The sequence below is a fragment of the Sphingomonas sp. LHG3406-1 genome, from assembly GCF_029637485.1.
Taxonomy (GTDB): domain Bacteria; phylum Pseudomonadota; class Alphaproteobacteria; order Sphingomonadales; family Sphingomonadaceae; genus Sphingomicrobium.
The window spans coordinates 2772307-2787235 of sequence record NZ_CP069128.1; the positions used below are offsets into that span (position 1 = coordinate 2772307).

Below are 14929 nucleotides of genomic sequence, written 5' to 3' on the forward strand. Positions count from 1 at the left end.
CCAGGATGGCCGGCACAGCGAGGATTCTCGAAACTTTGTCCATGGATTTTACCCCCTTCTACATCGCTTGCGCATTAATCTGCGAAGCACATGCAGATTAACAAAGCCAATGTAGTTGGCAACCACCTCCGATTGGCGCTGGAGAGCGGTCGTTGCCGCATGGCTCAGCCCACGTAGGCAATCGCTTCGCAACTCAGTTCCCAGCGAGTGGCCCGGGGAGGGTTCGTGAAGTGCTGGGACAGTGATTGCACGTCAGTTGCAGACGTTCGCGTTCCATCCCCTTTAAGCAATGGAGCGATCCGGGTCAGCATATCGCCTTGGAAGTGCATGTCTTCGATCAAGACGCCCCACCAGGGCATCAGATTTCCAGGTCTCTCCAGGGCCAGGCGCTCTTCGCACCCGTAATCGCCTGTCGCGCATTAGCGCTGGCATGTTCGAATTCGACAATTTCCATATTTCGATGGCCGGTCTCGGGCTTGCGGTCCTCGTTGCCTATTGGCTGCCGCGCTTCGTGTCGGGGAGGGAGCCGGCGGCGTCGGCGCTGCTGATCCTGCTCGGCTTCACGACCTTCCTCTTCTTCCCCGAAATCTCCGTCTCGCTCGATCCCGTCGAGCATCCGAAATATTGGGAGATGGCGGCGGAGTTCTGCGTCATCATCGGACTGTTCGGGACCGGGCTGCGGATCGACCGTCTGGTCAAGCGCGAGCAGTGGATGCCGACCGCCCGACTGCTCGGCATTGCCATGCCGCTCTGCATCGGTGCGCTGGCCCTGTTCGGCTGGGCCGTGGCGGGACTGACGCTTGCGGGCGCCCTGCTGCTCGGCGCAATCCTGGCGCCCACCGACCCGGTGCTGGCAGGGGACGTGCAGGTGGGGCCACCAAGCGAGGGCGGCGAGCACCCGGTTCGCTACACCCTCACCACCGAGGCGGGGCTCAACGACGGGCTTGCCTTCCCGTTCGTCCATCTCGGCATCCTGGTGGCGACGGCGGGCGGGCTGAGCCTCGAACTTGCCGGCGAGTGGCTTGCGCGGGACGTCATCTACCGGATCATCATCGGGGTCATCTCTGGAACCGCGACCGGGTGGCTGCTTGGCAAACTGCTGTTCGAATGGCCGCGCGGAAACGCCCTCGCCAAAACCGAAAGCGGGGTCATTGCCTTCGCCGGGGTGCTGCTCGCTTATGGCGGAACCGAATTGATCGAAGGCTATGGTTTCATCGCGGCCTTCGTCGCCGGTCTGACCCTTCGTCGCAGTGAAAGCGGGCATGAATATCACAAGCGCCTTCACGACTTCTCCGAATCGCTGGAGCATGCATTGACTGCCATGCTACTGGTCGCGCTCGGAGCCGCGCTGCCGGTGCTTTGGCCGCACTTCACCTTGGCCGCACTGGCAGTCGCCGCCGCCCTGATCCTGGTGATCCGTCCGGCGTCGGCGTGGCTGTCGCTGGCGGGCACCCGCTTCAAGGGCCGGCAGCGGGCGGTGGTCGCCTTCTATGGAGTGCGAGGGATCGGCTCCATCTACTACCTCGCTTATGCCGGGCGCCACGTCGACCTCGCCAACGAATATGAGTTGTGGGCGATCGTCGCCTGCACCATCATCGTGTCGACGGTTGTTCATGGCCTCACCGCCGGGCTTGCAGTCGAGAAGGTGACGGACGGCGCCGACGAGGACGATCTCCAAACCGGCCTTGGTCGGGTCGAGAAGGCCGAAATGGGCGGTTAGGCTGCCTTCCATGGCCGAGCGAACCTGCAAGAGCTTCGAGGATTTCTGGCCTGGCTACCTGCGCGAGCATGCCAGCCCCCGGCACGCGCGGGCTCCATAATCTAGGGACGGCGCTCGTCATCGCCGCCGCATCGGCGCTTGCGGTGACGGGCAACTGGTGGTGGCTGATCGCCATGCCGCTCGCGGGCTACGGCTTCGCCTGGTCCGCGCACCTCTTCGTCGAGAAGAACCGGCCCGCCACCTTCACCTATCCCTGGTGGAGCCTCCGGAGCGACATCCGCATGTTCCTGCTGTGCGCGACCGGACGGCTTGGTCCCCACCTCCAGGCGGCGGGCGTGGGTGCTGGCGGAGCGACGCGTGCCTGACTAGAGTGTGGCCATGGACGCACCCGCTTCAAACCACGACCACACCGAGGACGAAGCGGCGGTCATTGCCGAACATATCACCATCAAGCGGGACCGGCTGCTTGCCTCGCTGACGCTGATCGCCGGCATCGGCCTCATTTTCGCTCTTCCCTTCGCCCTTCGCGCCGGCGCCGAATTTTTCCTTCCGGTCACCGCCGCGCTGGTGATCGCCATCGCTTTGGTGCCCCTGCTCGAATGGTTCGAGCGGCGCGGGCTGCCCTCGGCGCTGTCGGCGCTGTCCTGTGTCATCATCTTCCTTTGCGTCATGGCCTTCGCCCTGCTGTCGATCGTCATTCCGGCCATCGACTGGGTCGCGCTCCTGCCGGAGCGCATCGGGCGGGTGCGGGAGGCGCTCGAACCGGTGCTCGCCCTGGTCAACAACCTGGAGCGGTTCGTCGACCGCATCCTGAACCAGCTCCCGACTGCGGCGGAGGGCGGCGCGCGGACGGTCCAGCTGGAGACTCCGAACAGCCTTTTCGACCTTCTCACCAGCTCCGCGCCGCATGCGCTGATCCAGCTCTTCTTCGCGCTGCTGGTGATCTTCTTCTTCCTGTCCGGCTGGACCGCCATGCGCAAGCAGACGATCACCAGCCGCGGCAGCTTCGAGGGAGCGCTCACCACTGCCCGCGTGATCCAGCAGGTGGTCGCCGCCACTTCCACCTATCTCGGCACCATCACCCTCATCAACGTCCTGCTGGGCACCGGCATGGCGCTGATCCTGTGGTGGCTGGGGATGGACTCGCCGCTGATGTGGGGCGGCATTGTCGCGGTGCTGAACTACATTCCCTATCTTGGTCCGATCGCGGCGGCGCTGCTGCTGGCGCTGGGCGGGCTGATCAGCTTCCCCGATGTCTGGACGGCGCTGCTGCCGCCCCTGATCTTCATCGGCCTGCACATGGTCGAGGCCAATGCGATCACACCTTTGGTCGTGGGCATGCGGGTTCGTATCAACCCGTTGCTGATCCTCATCTCACTGAGCTTCTGGGCCTGGGTGTGGGGAACGACCGGCGCCCTCCTCGCCATCCCCCTGCTGATCATCCTCAAGACGGTCTTCGCCGCCGCCGGCACCCCCGATATCGCCGGTTTTCTGTTCGAACAGGGCACGCTGACCCACGCGGGCGAGGAGGATGAGGAAGATGAGGCCGAGCCCCCCATACAACCGGTGGTCCAGTAGTTCTCGGCCATCGTGCGGCCGCAGAAGAAGCACAGGGCTCCGCCTTCCGATGGAGAAGAGTGAGGCTCAGCCCAAGAAAGGCGGTTGACGCTCCCCCGCCTCTCCCCTAGTTGGCCGCCCACACCGTTCGCGGGTGTAGCTCAGTTGGTTAGAGCGCCGGCCTGTCACGCCGGAGGTCGCGGGTTCGAGCCCCGTCACTCGCGCCATTTTCTTTCATCGATGGACAATCGCGTTGCGGCTCGGCCGCGGCGGCGGGTGCGCTTACTGCGCCGCGCCGCCTGCTGCTGCCGGAGGTGTCGCCGCCGCCGATTCGGTCGGCGTCTTGCGGCCGAGGGGCGCCTGGTCGACGGCGTCGGGCGTCGTGCCGGTGAGACCCCATTTGAGGCTGCTCGATGCGGCGGCGAGGAGCTCGCGGCTTTCCGCCTTCGGCTCGTCACGGCGCTTTCCGTCAAGGCGAACGGCGATGCGGCTTTCGCCCTTGGCACCGAGCTCCGCCTCGACCAGCCTGGCGAGCTCCGGAGGCAGCTCCTGACGCGCCTGAAGCACCACCGCAGGGGTCGTCTCCTCAGGCTCGGCGGCGGCATAGCGTGCCTCGGCGGCCAGCGCGGCGCTGCGCAGCGCTGCGGGATCGCCCTCGCGCTTCGCCCATTTCTGGTTGAACGCCGCCGGCTGCCCCCAGCCACCCGGCCAGCGGTAGAAGATATGCGCGCCGATCACCGCATTCTTGACCAGCGTCGGCGCCCAATAGGGCAGCACGTAATTGGCATGGTAATGGGTGGCATTGCCGACCGGCGCGGCGACATGGCCCTTCAGCGCCTCGTCGGCGACGCGGCGAGCGCGGTCCCAATAGCCGCGCATCGGCGCGCGAGCGAGGGAGCCGTCGCAGGTGAAGCTGAACTGGCAACCCGTCGTCCGCTCCGCGCCCTGGTAGACGACGCCGCAGACGGTCGCCGGATAGGCCGGGTGGCGCATGCGGTTGAGCACCACCTGTGCGACCGCGCGCTGTCCTTCCTCGGATTCGCGGGCGGCTTCGTAGTAGATGGCTTCGGACAGGCACTGGAGCGCGCGCTTGTAGGTCGCGCTTTCCGCCTTCATCACGAACGGCAGGGCAGGCGGATTGGGACCGCCGGCGAGCGGCACGGCGGCGTTGAGCTTGAGCGCCTCGTCAGCCGACACCTGGCGCACCGCGAAGGGCGTCATCGCCTGGACCGAGCGGACCGGCGCCGCGACTGCTTCGGGTCGCACCGGAACCGCGCCGCTGGGGTTGGCGACCGCCGCGATCGACGCGATCACGGCTGCGAGCAGCAGCCCGCCGCCGGCCGTCTCACGCGGGTGCGAACGGACCAGGTCGAGCGCCTGTCGGACCGCGGTGGGCCGGGCCGGGGGGAGGGTCATTGCGGTCATGAGCGGGTGTTCGATGTAGCTAATACAGTCCCAAAATTCAAGGTTGCGGGGGATCGCTCCGCCACCGCCCGGTTTCGCTCCAGCGCAGGATCGGCTTCAGCGGCAGGATCCAGACGATGCCTGCGACGATGTAGAAAATGAGCTGAACCAACGCTGGCCAGCGCGTCACGGTGTCGGAGACGGAGGCGATAAGCGCGGCCCAGACGATGATGATTCCGAGGATCATGAACACCGCCGCGGTCGGCCGCGGGCGGGGCTCTTCTTCGAAGGTCGGATCGTCAGGCACCATGATTGAACTCCTGAAGGCCGGCGGGGCTAACGAACGCATCGAGCTTCTGGTCCCATGGATCGGGCTCCAGAGCGCGGTCGAGCAACTGAAAGTGCCAGCCGATCCCGACCAGCCGAGCCTTGGCCCGTAGACCATCGAGCGCCCGGTCGTAATGGCCCTGGCCCATGCCGATGCGATTGCCCCGGCGGTCGCAGGCGACGAGCGGGACAAGCACGAGGTCAGGCTCGACCGGCGGCGACGACAAGGGCGGCTGGAGGAGACCCCACGGCCCGGCCTCGCTCCCCTCACCCTCGCGGAAGGTCATGCGCGAGTCGCGGGCGGCGAAGGCGGGCAGGGCGACGATCTTGCCGAGCGTCCGGGCGAGGGCGAGCGCGGGAAGCGGGCTCAGCTCCTCCTTCATCGGCTGATAACCGGCGATGACCTGGGCTCCGAACAGCAGCGGCTCGAGCAGCCGGGCGACCTCCGCCTCGAGCGCGGCGCGGGTCTCGGGATCAAGGCTCGCCGCATACTCGCGCCGCCTCTGCCTCATCTCGGCACGAAGCACGGCCTTGGCAGAGGGGGTAGGGGAGGGTGACGGGACCACCATGAGGTCGTTGCTCTGTAATCCTCTGACGCCTCTAGCATCAGGTGGGAACCGTGTGTGCCAGGCCAGGGCCTGACCAGGGACAGCCCCCATGGATCGGGAATAGCCTCAGGGATTTCGCGAAGCTCGTGCCAGGCAGTACCCGTCGTCTTCCAACTTAGGCGCTTGCGACCTCTTTCTCAAGGTGAGCGGCGAGCCTTTCGAGGCGCTCGGCCAGCGCGTCCACCCGGCGCACGACCTGCGGGTCGGGCGGAAGCGGCGGGGGCGGCGGCATGACGCCATTCTTCTCGATCAGCTGGTCGGCCAGCAGGAGCGAGGCGAACAGCAGGGTCCGGCCCTCCGACAGTGCACCCAATCCGGCCAGGGCCTCGCGGCTCTTGCCGTCGACCAGCTGTGCGGCATGGCGGAGGTTATCCTCCTCGCCGTCGCGGCAGGCCACGCGATAGTGGCGTCCGGCGATGGTGATGTCGACTTCCGCCATGGAATCAGGCCTCCACCTTGCGGATGATCGAGTCGAGCTCGGCGATGGCGTCTCGCACCTTGGCGCGCAGCCGTTCCTCGCCTTCGCCGCTGCGGCGGCCGAGCTGTTCGGATACGCGCTCCACCCGGGCAAGCGCCCGCTCGGCGCGGGTCAGCGCCGCTTCCAGTGCTTCCTGTGTCATGTCCCTGACCTATGCCTTGTGCGGGGCCGTGCCAAGCGGCGCGGGTGTTGACGCTCAACGGCTCACCGCCCAAAGGGGCCGCACTATCGGCACCGCCGACTCTGGCCGGGCCGTCACGAACAAGCGGAGCTTCGATGCAGCCGACCCAGCGCCGTCTCGCCAATGCCATCCGGGCCTTGGCCATGGACGCGGTCGAGGCCGCAAATTCGGGCCATCCCGGCATGCCGATGGGCATGGCCGACGCGGCGACCGCCCTGTTCACCCGAGTGATGAAGTACGATCCGGCGGATCCCAGGTGGCCGGACCGCGACCGCTTCGTGCTGTCGGCCGGTCACGGATCGATGCTCATCTACGCGCTGCTCCATCTGACCGGCTACGAACGGCCGACGATGGAGGACATCAAGCGCTTCCGTCAGCTGCACAGCCCCTGCGCCGGCCACCCCGAGAACTTCGAGCTGGCGGGCATCGAGACCACCACCGGTCCTCTGGGCCAGGGCCTTGCCACCGCCGTCGGCATGGCAATCGCCGAGCGCCACCTCAATGCTGTCTACGGTGACGACCTCGTTGATCACCGCACCTATGTGATTGCGGGCGACGGCTGCCTTATGGAAGGCATCAACCACGAGGCGGTCGGTCTTGCCGGCCATCTCAAGCTCGGCCGGCTGATCGTCCTGTGGGACGACAACAAGATCACCATCGACGGCTCGACCGACCTTAGCCGCTCCGAAGACGTCATGGCCCGCCATGCGGCGAGCGGATGGCAGACGATCGAATGTGACGGCCTCGACGCCGGCAAGGTCGCGCAGGCGCTGGAGAAGGCCAATGCCGACCCGCGCCCGACCCTGATCCGCTGCAGGACGGTGATCGGCTATGGCGCACCCAACAAGCAGGGCACATCCGCGACCCACGGCGCGGCCCTCGGCAAGGCCGAGGTCGAGGCCGCTCGCAAGGAACTAGGGCTCGAGCCGCGGGAATTCACCATTCCCGCCGACGTGCGCGACGCCTGGTTGAAGGCTGGCGGTCGCGGCGCTGCCGAACGCGCGGCTTGGGAACAGCGTCTGGCGAAGAGCGGCAAGGCCGACGAATTCCGTCGCCGCATGGCCGGCGAGGTCGATGGCCGCTGGCTCCAGCCCTACCTCGACGAACTATTGAAGAGCCCGCCGACCGTCGCCACCCGCAAGGCGTCGGAGATGGCGCTGGAGGTGATCAATACGGCGGTGCCGGCAACCATCGGCGGTTCGGCCGACCTCACCGGTTCCAACAACACCAAGACCAAGTCGACCGGTCCGCTGACGGCCGAGGATTATGCCGGACGCTATGTCTACTACGGCATCCGCGAATTCGGCATGGCCGCGGCGATGAACGGCATGGCGCTGCATGGCGGCGTCATTCCCTATGGCGGCACCTTCCTCGTCTTCTCCGACTATTGCCGCGCGGCCATCCGCCTGTCGGCGCTGCAGAATGCCCGGGTCGTCTATGTCATGACCCACGACAGCATCGGCCTCGGCGAGGACGGCCCGACCCACCAGCCGGTCGAACATGTCATGAGCCTGCGCCTGATGCCGAACCTCGAGGTATGGCGGCCGGCCGACGCGGTCGAGACGGCGGAATGCTGGGCCGAGGCGCTGAAGCAGGACGGACCGTCGGTGCTGTGCCTGTCGCGCCAGAATCTGAAGCCGATCCGCGCTGAAGCATCCGCCGACAATCTCAGCGCGCGCGGCGGCTATGTCGTGCGGGATGCGGTAGACCCGAAGGTCATTCTCATCGCCACCGGGTCCGAAGTGGAAATCGCCCTTGAGGCGGCCGAGCGGCTGAATGGGGAGGGCGTCGCGGCACGGGTCGTCAGCCTGCCCAACTGGCGTCGCTTCGAGGCGCAGGACGATGGCTATCGTGAGCAGGTGCTGCCGGACGTCCCGCCGGAGAAGATCCTGCGCGTCTCGATCGAGGCCGGCACGACCTTCGGCTGGGAGCGGCTGACCATGGCCCGCGGCCTCCGCTTCGGTCTCGACGGCTTCGGCGCGAGCGCGCCCGCCAAGGACCTCTACGACCATTTCGGCCTGACCGCCGACAAGATCGTGCCGCAGGTGTTGGAGCGCCTCAAGGAACTTGGCGGCGGCGCAAGCGCTTCGGCTGGCAATGAGGGCGCATCCGCGGCCGGCGCCGCCTCGCTTGCCGAGGCAGAGGCGCACCCGAGTTAGTTTTTCCTTCGCGGCTTCGAACAAGGGCTCGTTCGCCCTGAGCGAAGTCAAAGGGCGCTCGCGCCACACCGCAACAGGGCTTCGACTTCGCTCAGCCCGAACGAGTTTGGGAGAATGAAGTAATGACCAAAGTCGCCATCAACGGGTTTGGACGGATCGGCCGTCTGGTCGCGCGGGCCATCCTCGAGCGGCCCGACTGCGGCCTCGAACTGGTCGCCATCAATGACCTTGCCGATGCCAAGTCCAACGCCTGGCTGTTCAGCCGCGACAGCGTCCATGGTCGCTTCCCGGGCGACGTGAAGGCCGAGGGCGATGCGATCATCATCAACGGCAAGCGCATCGCGGTGACCGCCGAGCGCGACCCCGCCAACCTCCCGCACAAGGAGCATGGGGTCGAGCTGGCGCTGGAGTGCACCGGCTTCTTCACCTCCAAGGAAGGCGGCGAGAAGCACATCGCCGCCGGTGCAAGGCGCGTGCTCATCTCCGCCCCGGCGAAGGGCGCGGACCTCACGGTCGTCTACGGCGTCAATCACGACAAGCTCACGGCCGAGCATCGCGTCGTTTCCAACGCCAGCTGCACGACCAACTGTCTGGCGCCTGTCGCCAAGGTGCTGAACGATGCCATCGGCATCGAACGCGGGCTGATGACCACCATCCACGCCTACACCAACGACCAGAAGATCCTGGACCAGATCCATTCCGACATGCGCCGCGCCCGCGCCGCCGGCATGAGCATGATTCCGACCACCACCGGTGCCGCCCGCGCGGTCGGCGAGGTGCTTCCGGAGCTCAAGGGCAAGCTCGACGGCTCGGCCATCCGCGTGCCGACGCCGAACGTCTCGATGGTCGACCTGACCTTCACGCCGAAGCGCGACACCACCCTCGACGAGGTGAACGGCGTGCTCAAGGCAGCCTCGGAGAGCGAGCCGCTGAAGGGGATCCTCGCCTATACGGACGAGCCGCTCGTCTCGATCGACCTCAACCACAATCCGGCCAGCTCGACCGTCGACAGTCTCGAGACGGCGGTGCTGGAAGGCAAGCTGGTCCGCGTGCTCAGCTGGTACGACAATGAGTGGGGCTTTTCGAACCGCATGGTCGATACCGCCTGCGCAATGGCCAAGCTGGGCTAGGCCGGTCACGAAAGGGTTCGTTCGCCCTGAGCGAAGTCGAAGGGCGCTGGACGGGGCCCTTCGACTTCGCGCTTCGCGCTCCGCTCAGGACTAACGACGTTAGGAAATCTGACTTGCCCAAGTTCCAATCTCTCGACGACCTCCCCACCGAACTCACCGGCAAGCGCGTCCTCGTTCGCGTTGACCTGAACGTGCCCATGCAGGACGGGGCCGTGTCCGACGCCACCCGGCTGCAGGCCGCGCTCCCGACCATGCTCGAGCTGTCGGACCGCGGCGCCGTGGTCTTGCTGCTGAGCCATTTCGGCCGGCCGAAGGGGCAGAACCGCCCGGACATGTCGACCGCACTGCTGGTCAAGCCGCTGACCGACCTCACCGGACGTTCGGTGCGCTTCGTCGAGGATTGCGCGGGCGAATATGCGGCGCGTGCGGTCTCGACCATGACCCCTGGGTCGATCGCGGTGCTGGAGAACACGCGTTTCCATGGCGGCGAAGAGAAGAACGATCCCAATCTCAGCCGGAGCATCGCCGCGCTTGGGGACTATTACGTCAACGACGCCTTTTCGGCCGCGCATCGCGCCCATTCGTCGACCGAAGGCGTAGCGCACTTGCTGCCAAGCTTTGCAGGCCGGGCGATGGAAGCGGAGCTGAAGGCGCTTGAAGCCGCCCTTGGCAGCCCCGAACGGCCGGTCGCAGCCGTCGTCGGCGGGGCCAAGGTTTCCTCCAAGCTTGCCGTACTCGGCCATCTGGTCGGCAAGGTCGACCATTTGATCATCGGCGGCGGCATGGCCAACACCTTCCTTGCCGCACGCGGGGTCAAGGTCGGAAGATCGCTGTGCGAGCATGACCTGACCGGCGAGGCCGAAGCCATCCTCGACGCCGCCGATCGAGCGAACTGCACCGTCCACCTGCCCTATGACGTAGTGGTCGCGAAGGAGTTCGCCGCCAACCCGCCAAGCCTGCGCACCTGCAACGTCCACGAAGTCGCCGAGGACGAGATGATCCTCGATGTCGGCCCGGCGGCAGTCGAAGCGCTCGGCGACGCCCTGAAGACCTGCCGGACCCTCGTCTGGAACGGGCCCCTCGGCGCTTTCGAGACCCCGCCCTTCGACACGGCCACGGTGGCGCTCGCCCGCATTGCTGCTGCGCTGACGCAGGACGGCAGCCTGGTTTCGGTCGCCGGCGGAGGCGACACCGTCGCCGCGCTCAACCATGCCGGCGTCGCCGCCGACTTCACCTTCGTTTCTACCGCCGGGGGGGCTTTTCTGGAGTGGATGGAAGGCCGCACGCTGCCCGGCGTGGCGGCGCTCCAGCAGCAATAAGGACGAGTAAAGACCGATGCAGTTCAACGACATGCGCGAGAAGATCGCAGCCGGACAGGGGTTCATCGCCGCCCTCGACCAGTCGGGCGGCTCCACCCCCAAGGCGCTCAAGGGCTATGGGGTCGAGGAAGACGCCTATTCGGGTGAGGAGGAGATGTTCGGCCTCATCCACCAGATGCGCAGCCGGATCATCACCTCGCCCTGCTTCTCGGGCGAGAAGGTGATTGGTGCCATTCTGTTCGAGCGCACGATGGACGGCGAGGTCGACGGGAAGCCGACCCCGGCCGCGCTGACCGAGCGCGGGATCGTCCCTTTCATCAAGATCGACAAGGGCCTCGAGGACGAGCGTGACGGCGTCCAGCTGATGAAGCCGATGCCGGAGCTCGACGCCTTGCTCACCCGCGCCAAGGATCTCGGCGTGTTCGGGACCAAGGAACGCTCGGTCATCAATCTCGCCAACGAGGCGGGCATCGCGGCGGTGGTCGCCCAGCAGTTTGAGGTCGCGACCCAGGTGCTCCGCCACGGCCTCGTTCCGATCATCGAGCCGGAAGTGAACATCAAGAGCGCCGATCGCGACGCCTGCGACCGGCTGCTTCGTGACGAGATCCTCCGCCATCTCGATCGCCTGCCGGAAGGCAGCGAGGTCATGCTCAAGCTGTCCATCCCTGCAGAAGCCGGCCTGTTCCAGCCGCTGATCGATCATCCGCGCGTGCTTCGCGTCGTGGCGCTGTCGGGCGGCTTCAGCCGGGTTGATGCCTGCGCGCAGCTTGCGCAGAACCCCGGCATGATCGCGAGCTTCAGCCGCGCGCTCCTGTCGGACCTGCGCCACCAGCAGTCTGACGAGGAGTTCGACAAGACGCTCGGCACCGCCATCGACGAGATCCACGCCGCCTCGGTGGCCTGATCCCGGGCTGCGGAATCAGCTTGCGCGGCGGCTCCGCAGCACGAGGCTGAAGGAGAGCGCGAGGGCGGCGATGAAGATCGCCCCCTCGATCGCGCCCGCCGCCGTAAGCAGCAGCGGCGACAGATCGCCAAGCAGGCGGCCGAGCGGTGCTTCGGGATGCGCGGCGGCGAGGCCGGCGAGGCTTCCCGCCATCATCTTGCCACCGCCGATCGTGACCAGCAGGCCCGCGACCGCTCCGATGAGCCCACCAACCGCTGCCAGTTGCGGGGGTAGCGCGTCCCGCTCCTGCTCCACCCGCCAGAAGGCGGCGCCGGCAAGTGCGCCGATCAGCAGCCCCTCGCTCCCGCCTGTGATTGCCAGCGGACGGCTGCCGATCAGCAGGGAAAAGGCATCAAGCCCGATCAGCCGCCCGAACGAGCCGACCACCAACCCACCGATGGCCCCGCCCAGCATCAGCGGGAACAGGCGCCCCGGCCCGACCAGCCTGCCGGCGGCAATGCCCAACCCCACGCCGACGCCTGCAAGCAGCCCGACCAGCAGGCAGACGCAGGTCATCACGAGCAGGATCGAGATGGCGCCGGTCCCGGCAGGCGGATCGGTCGCGGCGAGCAGGCCATAGCCAATTCCCCCGATCAGCCCCGCCGCTCCCCCGCCTGCCAGCCCGGCCCCGGCAAGAAGCAGCACCTCGGCTGGGGCGGAGGGTGGGTTCGAAGACGGGTTGGCGTTCAGGCCGCCAAGTGCCGGGTGAGTTGATGTTGCTTGCGGGAGAGCCGCGGGGATAGTGGTGGCTTCGACCCCGCTCATATCGTTCCCGCCGCCCGCCACCGCTGCAGCATCAGGACCCCCCACCTCCCGTACCGCCGCCACGAACCGATAGCCGTGCTTGGGCACCGTCTCGATGAACTTCGGACGCGCGGCTTCGTCACGAAGGGCCTTGCGGAGCGAGCGGATGCACTGGGTGAGTGCTTCGTCGGTGACCGGCACCCCGCGCCAGACCTCATCCATGAAACGGTCCTTGGTGATCAGCTCGCCCGGATGCCGCGCCAGCAGGAGCAAGGCATCGAGGTAGCGCTGGCTGACCTCGACCGCCGCCCCGTCACGGCTCAGACGCCGTTCCGCAGCTTCCAGGCGGAAGCCGCCGAACTCCAGCACCGCATTGCTCATCCCCGTCAGCAAAGGCTCATCTCCCGCTCATGCCTTTCAGCAGAGCCAGGGGCAGGTGGACAAGCATCATCGACTAACGACAGGATGTTTCCCATGACCGTCACCGGCAAGCCGCGCCGTCCCTTCCTTAATCCCTGGCGGATCTTTGGCTGGGGTCTGGTCGCCACCCTGCTGTCGCTTCCCGCTATCCTGCGATTTCCATGGACCCCCGGTGACTTCATCGCCATGGGCATCATGCTCGGCACGGTCGGGCTCGCCATCGAATTCCTGGTGCGCCGGTCCGGCAATGCCTTCGTCCGCCTTGGCGCCGTAGTCGGCGTGGTGACCTGCTTCCTGACGATATGGGTCAACCTCGCGGTCGGCATGATCGGCAACGAGGACGACGCCTACAATCAGCTGTTCCTCATCCCCATCCTCGTCTTCATCGGCGGCGCCTTCGTCACGCGCTTCCGACCATCGGGCATGACCATCGTCATGCTCATCGCCGCCGCCGTCCAGTTCGGCCTTGCCCTCGGGGGCATCGGGATCGACCCGCTCGGCGCCAGATTTACCATGGTGTTCGCCCTCTTCTGGCTGTTCGGCGGGGCCCTGTTCCGGGCGGGGGCGAAGCGCTAGGGAGGCGCCATGGACGATGAGGAACTAGAGCTTTCCATTACCGGCTTCGCCGACCGGTTCGACGCGCAGGGCAGGGGCGATGCCATGCTCTACCTGGTCAGCCCGCAGGAGGTCGGCGGCGATTTCCCCGACCGGCTGCGGGCGGCGCTTGCTGCCGGACCGGTCTCGGCCTTCCAGCTGCGGGTGAAGGGCATGGACCAGCATGCGCTGGCCAAGCTGGCCGAGCCGCTGCAGCGTATCTGCGCCGACGCTGAGGTCGCCTTCATCGTCAACGACGACATGAGCCTTGCCAAGAGGATCGGCGCCGACGGCGTCCACCTCGGGCAGAAGGACGGCGACCCGCGGGAGGCGCGTGCCCTGCTCGGTCCGGCGGCCCAGATCGGGGTCACCTGCCACGACAGCCGGCACCTCGCCATGGAAGCGGGCGAAGCCGGTGCCGACTATGTCGCTTTCGGGGCCTTCTTCCCGACCACGACCAAGGAGGTGCGGCACGTGCCCGAGCTCGACATCCTCGGCTGGTGGGCGACCCTGTTCGAGATCCCCTGCGTGGCGATCGGCGGGATCACGCCCGCCAACGGCGGCCCGCTGGTGAAGGCGGGCGCCGACTTCCTCGCCGTCTGCAGCGCGGTGTGGGACGCCGCCGATCCCGCCGCGGCCGTCGCTGCCTTCGCGCCGGTGCTCAAGCGCGGTTGAGCGGGCTGTCGTCGAAGCGGGCGAGCAGGTCCGCGACATCGTCGTAGATGGCGATGGCACCGGCCAGCGTCGGGTCCGAGAAGAGGCCGGAGCGCACGGCCACGGTGGCGATGCCAGCCGCGTTTGCCGCTTCGACGTCCCACGGCGTGTCGCCGACCACCATGGCTTCGGCCGGCGCCACCCCCGCCTTGGCGGAAGCGGTGATGAACACCTCCGGGCAGGGCTTGGAGCAGCCGACGTCGTCCGCGCTGGTGAAGCCGTCGACGAGATCGCGCGCGTCCAGCACGTCGAGATGATGATCGAGCTCTTCGCCGCTGGCCGACGAGGCGAGCATCACCTTCAGCCCCTGGTCCTTGCACCGGCTGAGGAGGTCGCGGGCATGGGGGAAGGGCTTCAGCCGGCGAAAGTAGTGCTGCTTGAACAGCCGCGAATGCGCGTCGCGCAGCGCCTGTGCTTTCTCCTCGCCGATTTCGGGCAGGAGCGCCTTGACGTAATTGTCCCCACCCTTGCCGATCTGGTCGTGCAGGTCGCGGAGGCGAAAATCGTGGCCGGCGGCGTGAAGCGCCTCCGCCCAGGCCAGCACATGGTAGTTGTTGCTGTCGACCAGCGTGCCGTCGATGTCGAAGAGAATGGCCTTAAGCATCAGGGCTCAACGAGAAAGGGGCGCGAC

16 protein-coding genes and 1 tRNA gene are annotated in these 14929 nt (G+C 67.0%); 10 read left to right on the forward strand and 7 right to left on the reverse strand.

Annotation, left to right across the window (positions count from 1 at the left end; genetic code table 11):
• Positions 1-430 precede the first annotated feature (430 nt).
• From JOY29_RS13630 to JOY29_RS13645, 4 genes are all read left to right on the forward strand, one after another.
• Complete coding sequence (locus JOY29_RS13630; RefSeq protein ID WP_300974076.1) at positions 431-1720, forward strand: cation:proton antiporter; 1290 nt, start codon at positions 431-433, stop codon at positions 1718-1720.
• A gap of 68 nt (positions 1721-1788) precedes the next feature.
• Entirely contained in the window at positions 1789-2085 is a 297-nt protein-coding gene (locus JOY29_RS13635; protein WP_367280020.1) for an Mpo1-like protein, read from the forward strand.
• Positions 2086-2098: 13 nt separating this feature from the next.
• Entirely contained in the window at positions 2099-3298 is a 1200-nt protein-coding gene (locus JOY29_RS13640) for an AI-2E family transporter (RefSeq protein ID WP_300974077.1), read from the forward strand.
• Between the two features lie 129 nt (positions 3299-3427).
• A tRNA-Asp gene (locus tag JOY29_RS13645) sits at positions 3428-3504 on the forward strand.
• Positions 3505-3559: 55 nt separating this feature from the next.
• Here JOY29_RS13645 and JOY29_RS13650 read toward each other — a convergent pair.
• The 5 genes from JOY29_RS13650 to JOY29_RS13670 form a co-directional block, all read right to left on the reverse strand.
• Positions 3560-4702 carry a cell wall hydrolase gene (locus JOY29_RS13650; RefSeq protein WP_300974078.1) on the reverse strand — a complete coding sequence of 381 codons (1143 nt, stop codon included), beginning with the start codon at positions 4700-4702 and terminating at the stop codon, positions 3560-3562.
• 37 nt (positions 4703-4739) lie between these two features.
• Entirely contained in the window at positions 4740-4991 is a 252-nt protein-coding gene (locus JOY29_RS13655; RefSeq protein ID WP_300974079.1) for a DUF2842 domain-containing protein, read from the reverse strand.
• Positions 4981-5667, reverse strand: a complete 687-nt coding sequence (locus tag JOY29_RS13660) for a 5-formyltetrahydrofolate cyclo-ligase (RefSeq protein ID WP_367280021.1) — start codon at positions 5665-5667, stop codon at positions 4981-4983. The genes JOY29_RS13655 and JOY29_RS13660 overlap by 11 nt, the downstream gene beginning before the upstream one ends.
• Positions 5668-5731: 64 nt before the next feature.
• Entirely contained in the window at positions 5732-6055 is a 324-nt protein-coding gene (locus JOY29_RS13665; protein ID WP_300974081.1) for a cell division protein ZapA, read from the reverse strand.
• A 4-nt stretch (positions 6056-6059) separates the two neighbouring features.
• On the reverse strand, positions 6060-6236 hold the full coding sequence (locus JOY29_RS13670; protein ID WP_300974082.1) for a hypothetical protein: 177 nt from the start codon (positions 6234-6236) through the stop codon (positions 6060-6062).
• A 134-nt stretch (positions 6237-6370) separates the two neighbouring features.
• Here JOY29_RS13670 and tkt point away from each other — a divergent pair, with 134 nt between their 5' ends.
• From tkt to JOY29_RS13690, 4 genes are all read left to right on the forward strand, one after another.
• Positions 6371-8434 carry a transketolase gene (gene tkt / locus JOY29_RS13675; RefSeq protein ID WP_300974083.1) on the forward strand — a complete coding sequence of 688 codons (2064 nt, stop codon included), beginning with the start codon at positions 6371-6373 and terminating at the stop codon, positions 8432-8434.
• 122 nt (positions 8435-8556) lie between these two features.
• A complete protein-coding gene (gap, locus tag JOY29_RS13680; protein WP_300974084.1) occupies positions 8557-9564 on the forward strand; it encodes a type I glyceraldehyde-3-phosphate dehydrogenase in 1008 nt (335 codons plus the stop codon).
• Between the two features lie 113 nt (positions 9565-9677).
• Positions 9678-10883, forward strand: a complete 1206-nt coding sequence (gene pgk / locus JOY29_RS13685; RefSeq protein WP_300974085.1) for a phosphoglycerate kinase — start codon at positions 9678-9680, stop codon at positions 10881-10883.
• A gap of 16 nt (positions 10884-10899) precedes the next feature.
• Positions 10900-11787: a fructose bisphosphate aldolase gene (locus JOY29_RS13690; RefSeq protein WP_300974086.1), complete on the forward strand. Its 888-nt coding sequence runs from the start codon at positions 10900-10902 to the stop codon at positions 11785-11787.
• A 15-nt stretch (positions 11788-11802) separates the two neighbouring features.
• On the opposite strand, the gene JOY29_RS13695 is transcribed toward JOY29_RS13690, so the two are convergent.
• Complete coding sequence (locus JOY29_RS13695) at positions 11803-12951, reverse strand: transcriptional regulator (protein WP_300974087.1); 1149 nt, start codon at positions 12949-12951, stop codon at positions 11803-11805.
• Between the two features lie 93 nt (positions 12952-13044).
• On the opposite strand from JOY29_RS13695, the gene JOY29_RS13700 reads away from it, so the two are divergent.
• Together JOY29_RS13700 and thiE are read left to right on the forward strand one after the other, a co-directional pair.
• A complete protein-coding gene (locus JOY29_RS13700; RefSeq protein ID WP_300974088.1) occupies positions 13045-13566 on the forward strand; it encodes a hypothetical protein in 522 nt (173 codons plus the stop codon).
• 9 nt (positions 13567-13575) lie between these two features.
• Complete coding sequence (gene thiE / locus JOY29_RS13705; RefSeq protein ID WP_300974089.1) at positions 13576-14259, forward strand: thiamine phosphate synthase; 684 nt, start codon at positions 13576-13578, stop codon at positions 14257-14259.
• On the opposite strand, the gene JOY29_RS13710 is transcribed toward thiE, so the two are convergent.
• Positions 14246-14902, reverse strand: coding sequence for an HAD family phosphatase (locus JOY29_RS13710; RefSeq protein WP_300974090.1), 657 nt, complete (start codon positions 14900-14902; stop codon positions 14246-14248). The genes thiE and JOY29_RS13710 overlap by 14 nt on opposite strands.
• Between the last annotated feature and the right edge of the window lie 27 nt (positions 14903-14929).

Excerpts from the sequence above, each read along its gene's own strand:
- JOY29_RS13630 (WP_300974076.1), top strand. The coding sequence starts at position 431 with ATGTTCGAATTCGACAATTTCCATATTTCGATGGCCGGTCTCGGGCTT.
- JOY29_RS13635 (WP_367280020.1), top strand. The coding sequence starts at position 1,789 with ATGCCAGCCCCCGGCACGCGCGGGCTCCATAATCTAGGGACGGCGCTC.
- JOY29_RS13640 (WP_300974077.1), top strand. The coding sequence starts at position 2,099 with ATGGACGCACCCGCTTCAAACCACGACCACACCGAGGACGAAGCGGCG.
- JOY29_RS13650 (WP_300974078.1), bottom strand. The coding sequence starts at position 4,702 with ATGACCGCAATGACCCTCCCCCCGGCCCGGCCCACCGCGGTCCGACAG.
- JOY29_RS13655 (WP_300974079.1), bottom strand. The coding sequence starts at position 4,991 with ATGGTGCCTGACGATCCGACCTTCGAAGAAGAGCCCCGCCCGCGGCCG.
- JOY29_RS13660 (WP_367280021.1), bottom strand. The coding sequence starts at position 5,667 with ATGGGGGCTGTCCCTGGTCAGGCCCTGGCCTGGCACACACGGTTCCCA.
- JOY29_RS13665 (WP_300974081.1), bottom strand. The coding sequence starts at position 6,055 with ATGGCGGAAGTCGACATCACCATCGCCGGACGCCACTATCGCGTGGCC.
- JOY29_RS13670 (WP_300974082.1), bottom strand. The coding sequence starts at position 6,236 with ATGACACAGGAAGCACTGGAAGCGGCGCTGACCCGCGCCGAGCGGGCG.
- tkt (WP_300974083.1), top strand. The coding sequence starts at position 6,371 with ATGCAGCCGACCCAGCGCCGTCTCGCCAATGCCATCCGGGCCTTGGCC.
- gap (WP_300974084.1), top strand. The coding sequence starts at position 8,557 with ATGACCAAAGTCGCCATCAACGGGTTTGGACGGATCGGCCGTCTGGTC.
- JOY29_RS13690 (WP_300974086.1), top strand. The coding sequence starts at position 10,900 with ATGCAGTTCAACGACATGCGCGAGAAGATCGCAGCCGGACAGGGGTTC.
- JOY29_RS13695 (WP_300974087.1), bottom strand. The coding sequence starts at position 12,951 with ATGAGCAATGCGGTGCTGGAGTTCGGCGGCTTCCGCCTGGAAGCTGCG.
- JOY29_RS13700 (WP_300974088.1), top strand. The coding sequence starts at position 13,045 with ATGACCGTCACCGGCAAGCCGCGCCGTCCCTTCCTTAATCCCTGGCGG.
- thiE (WP_300974089.1), top strand. The coding sequence starts at position 13,576 with ATGGACGATGAGGAACTAGAGCTTTCCATTACCGGCTTCGCCGACCGG.
- JOY29_RS13710 (WP_300974090.1), bottom strand. The coding sequence starts at position 14,902 with ATGCTTAAGGCCATTCTCTTCGACATCGACGGCACGCTGGTCGACAGC.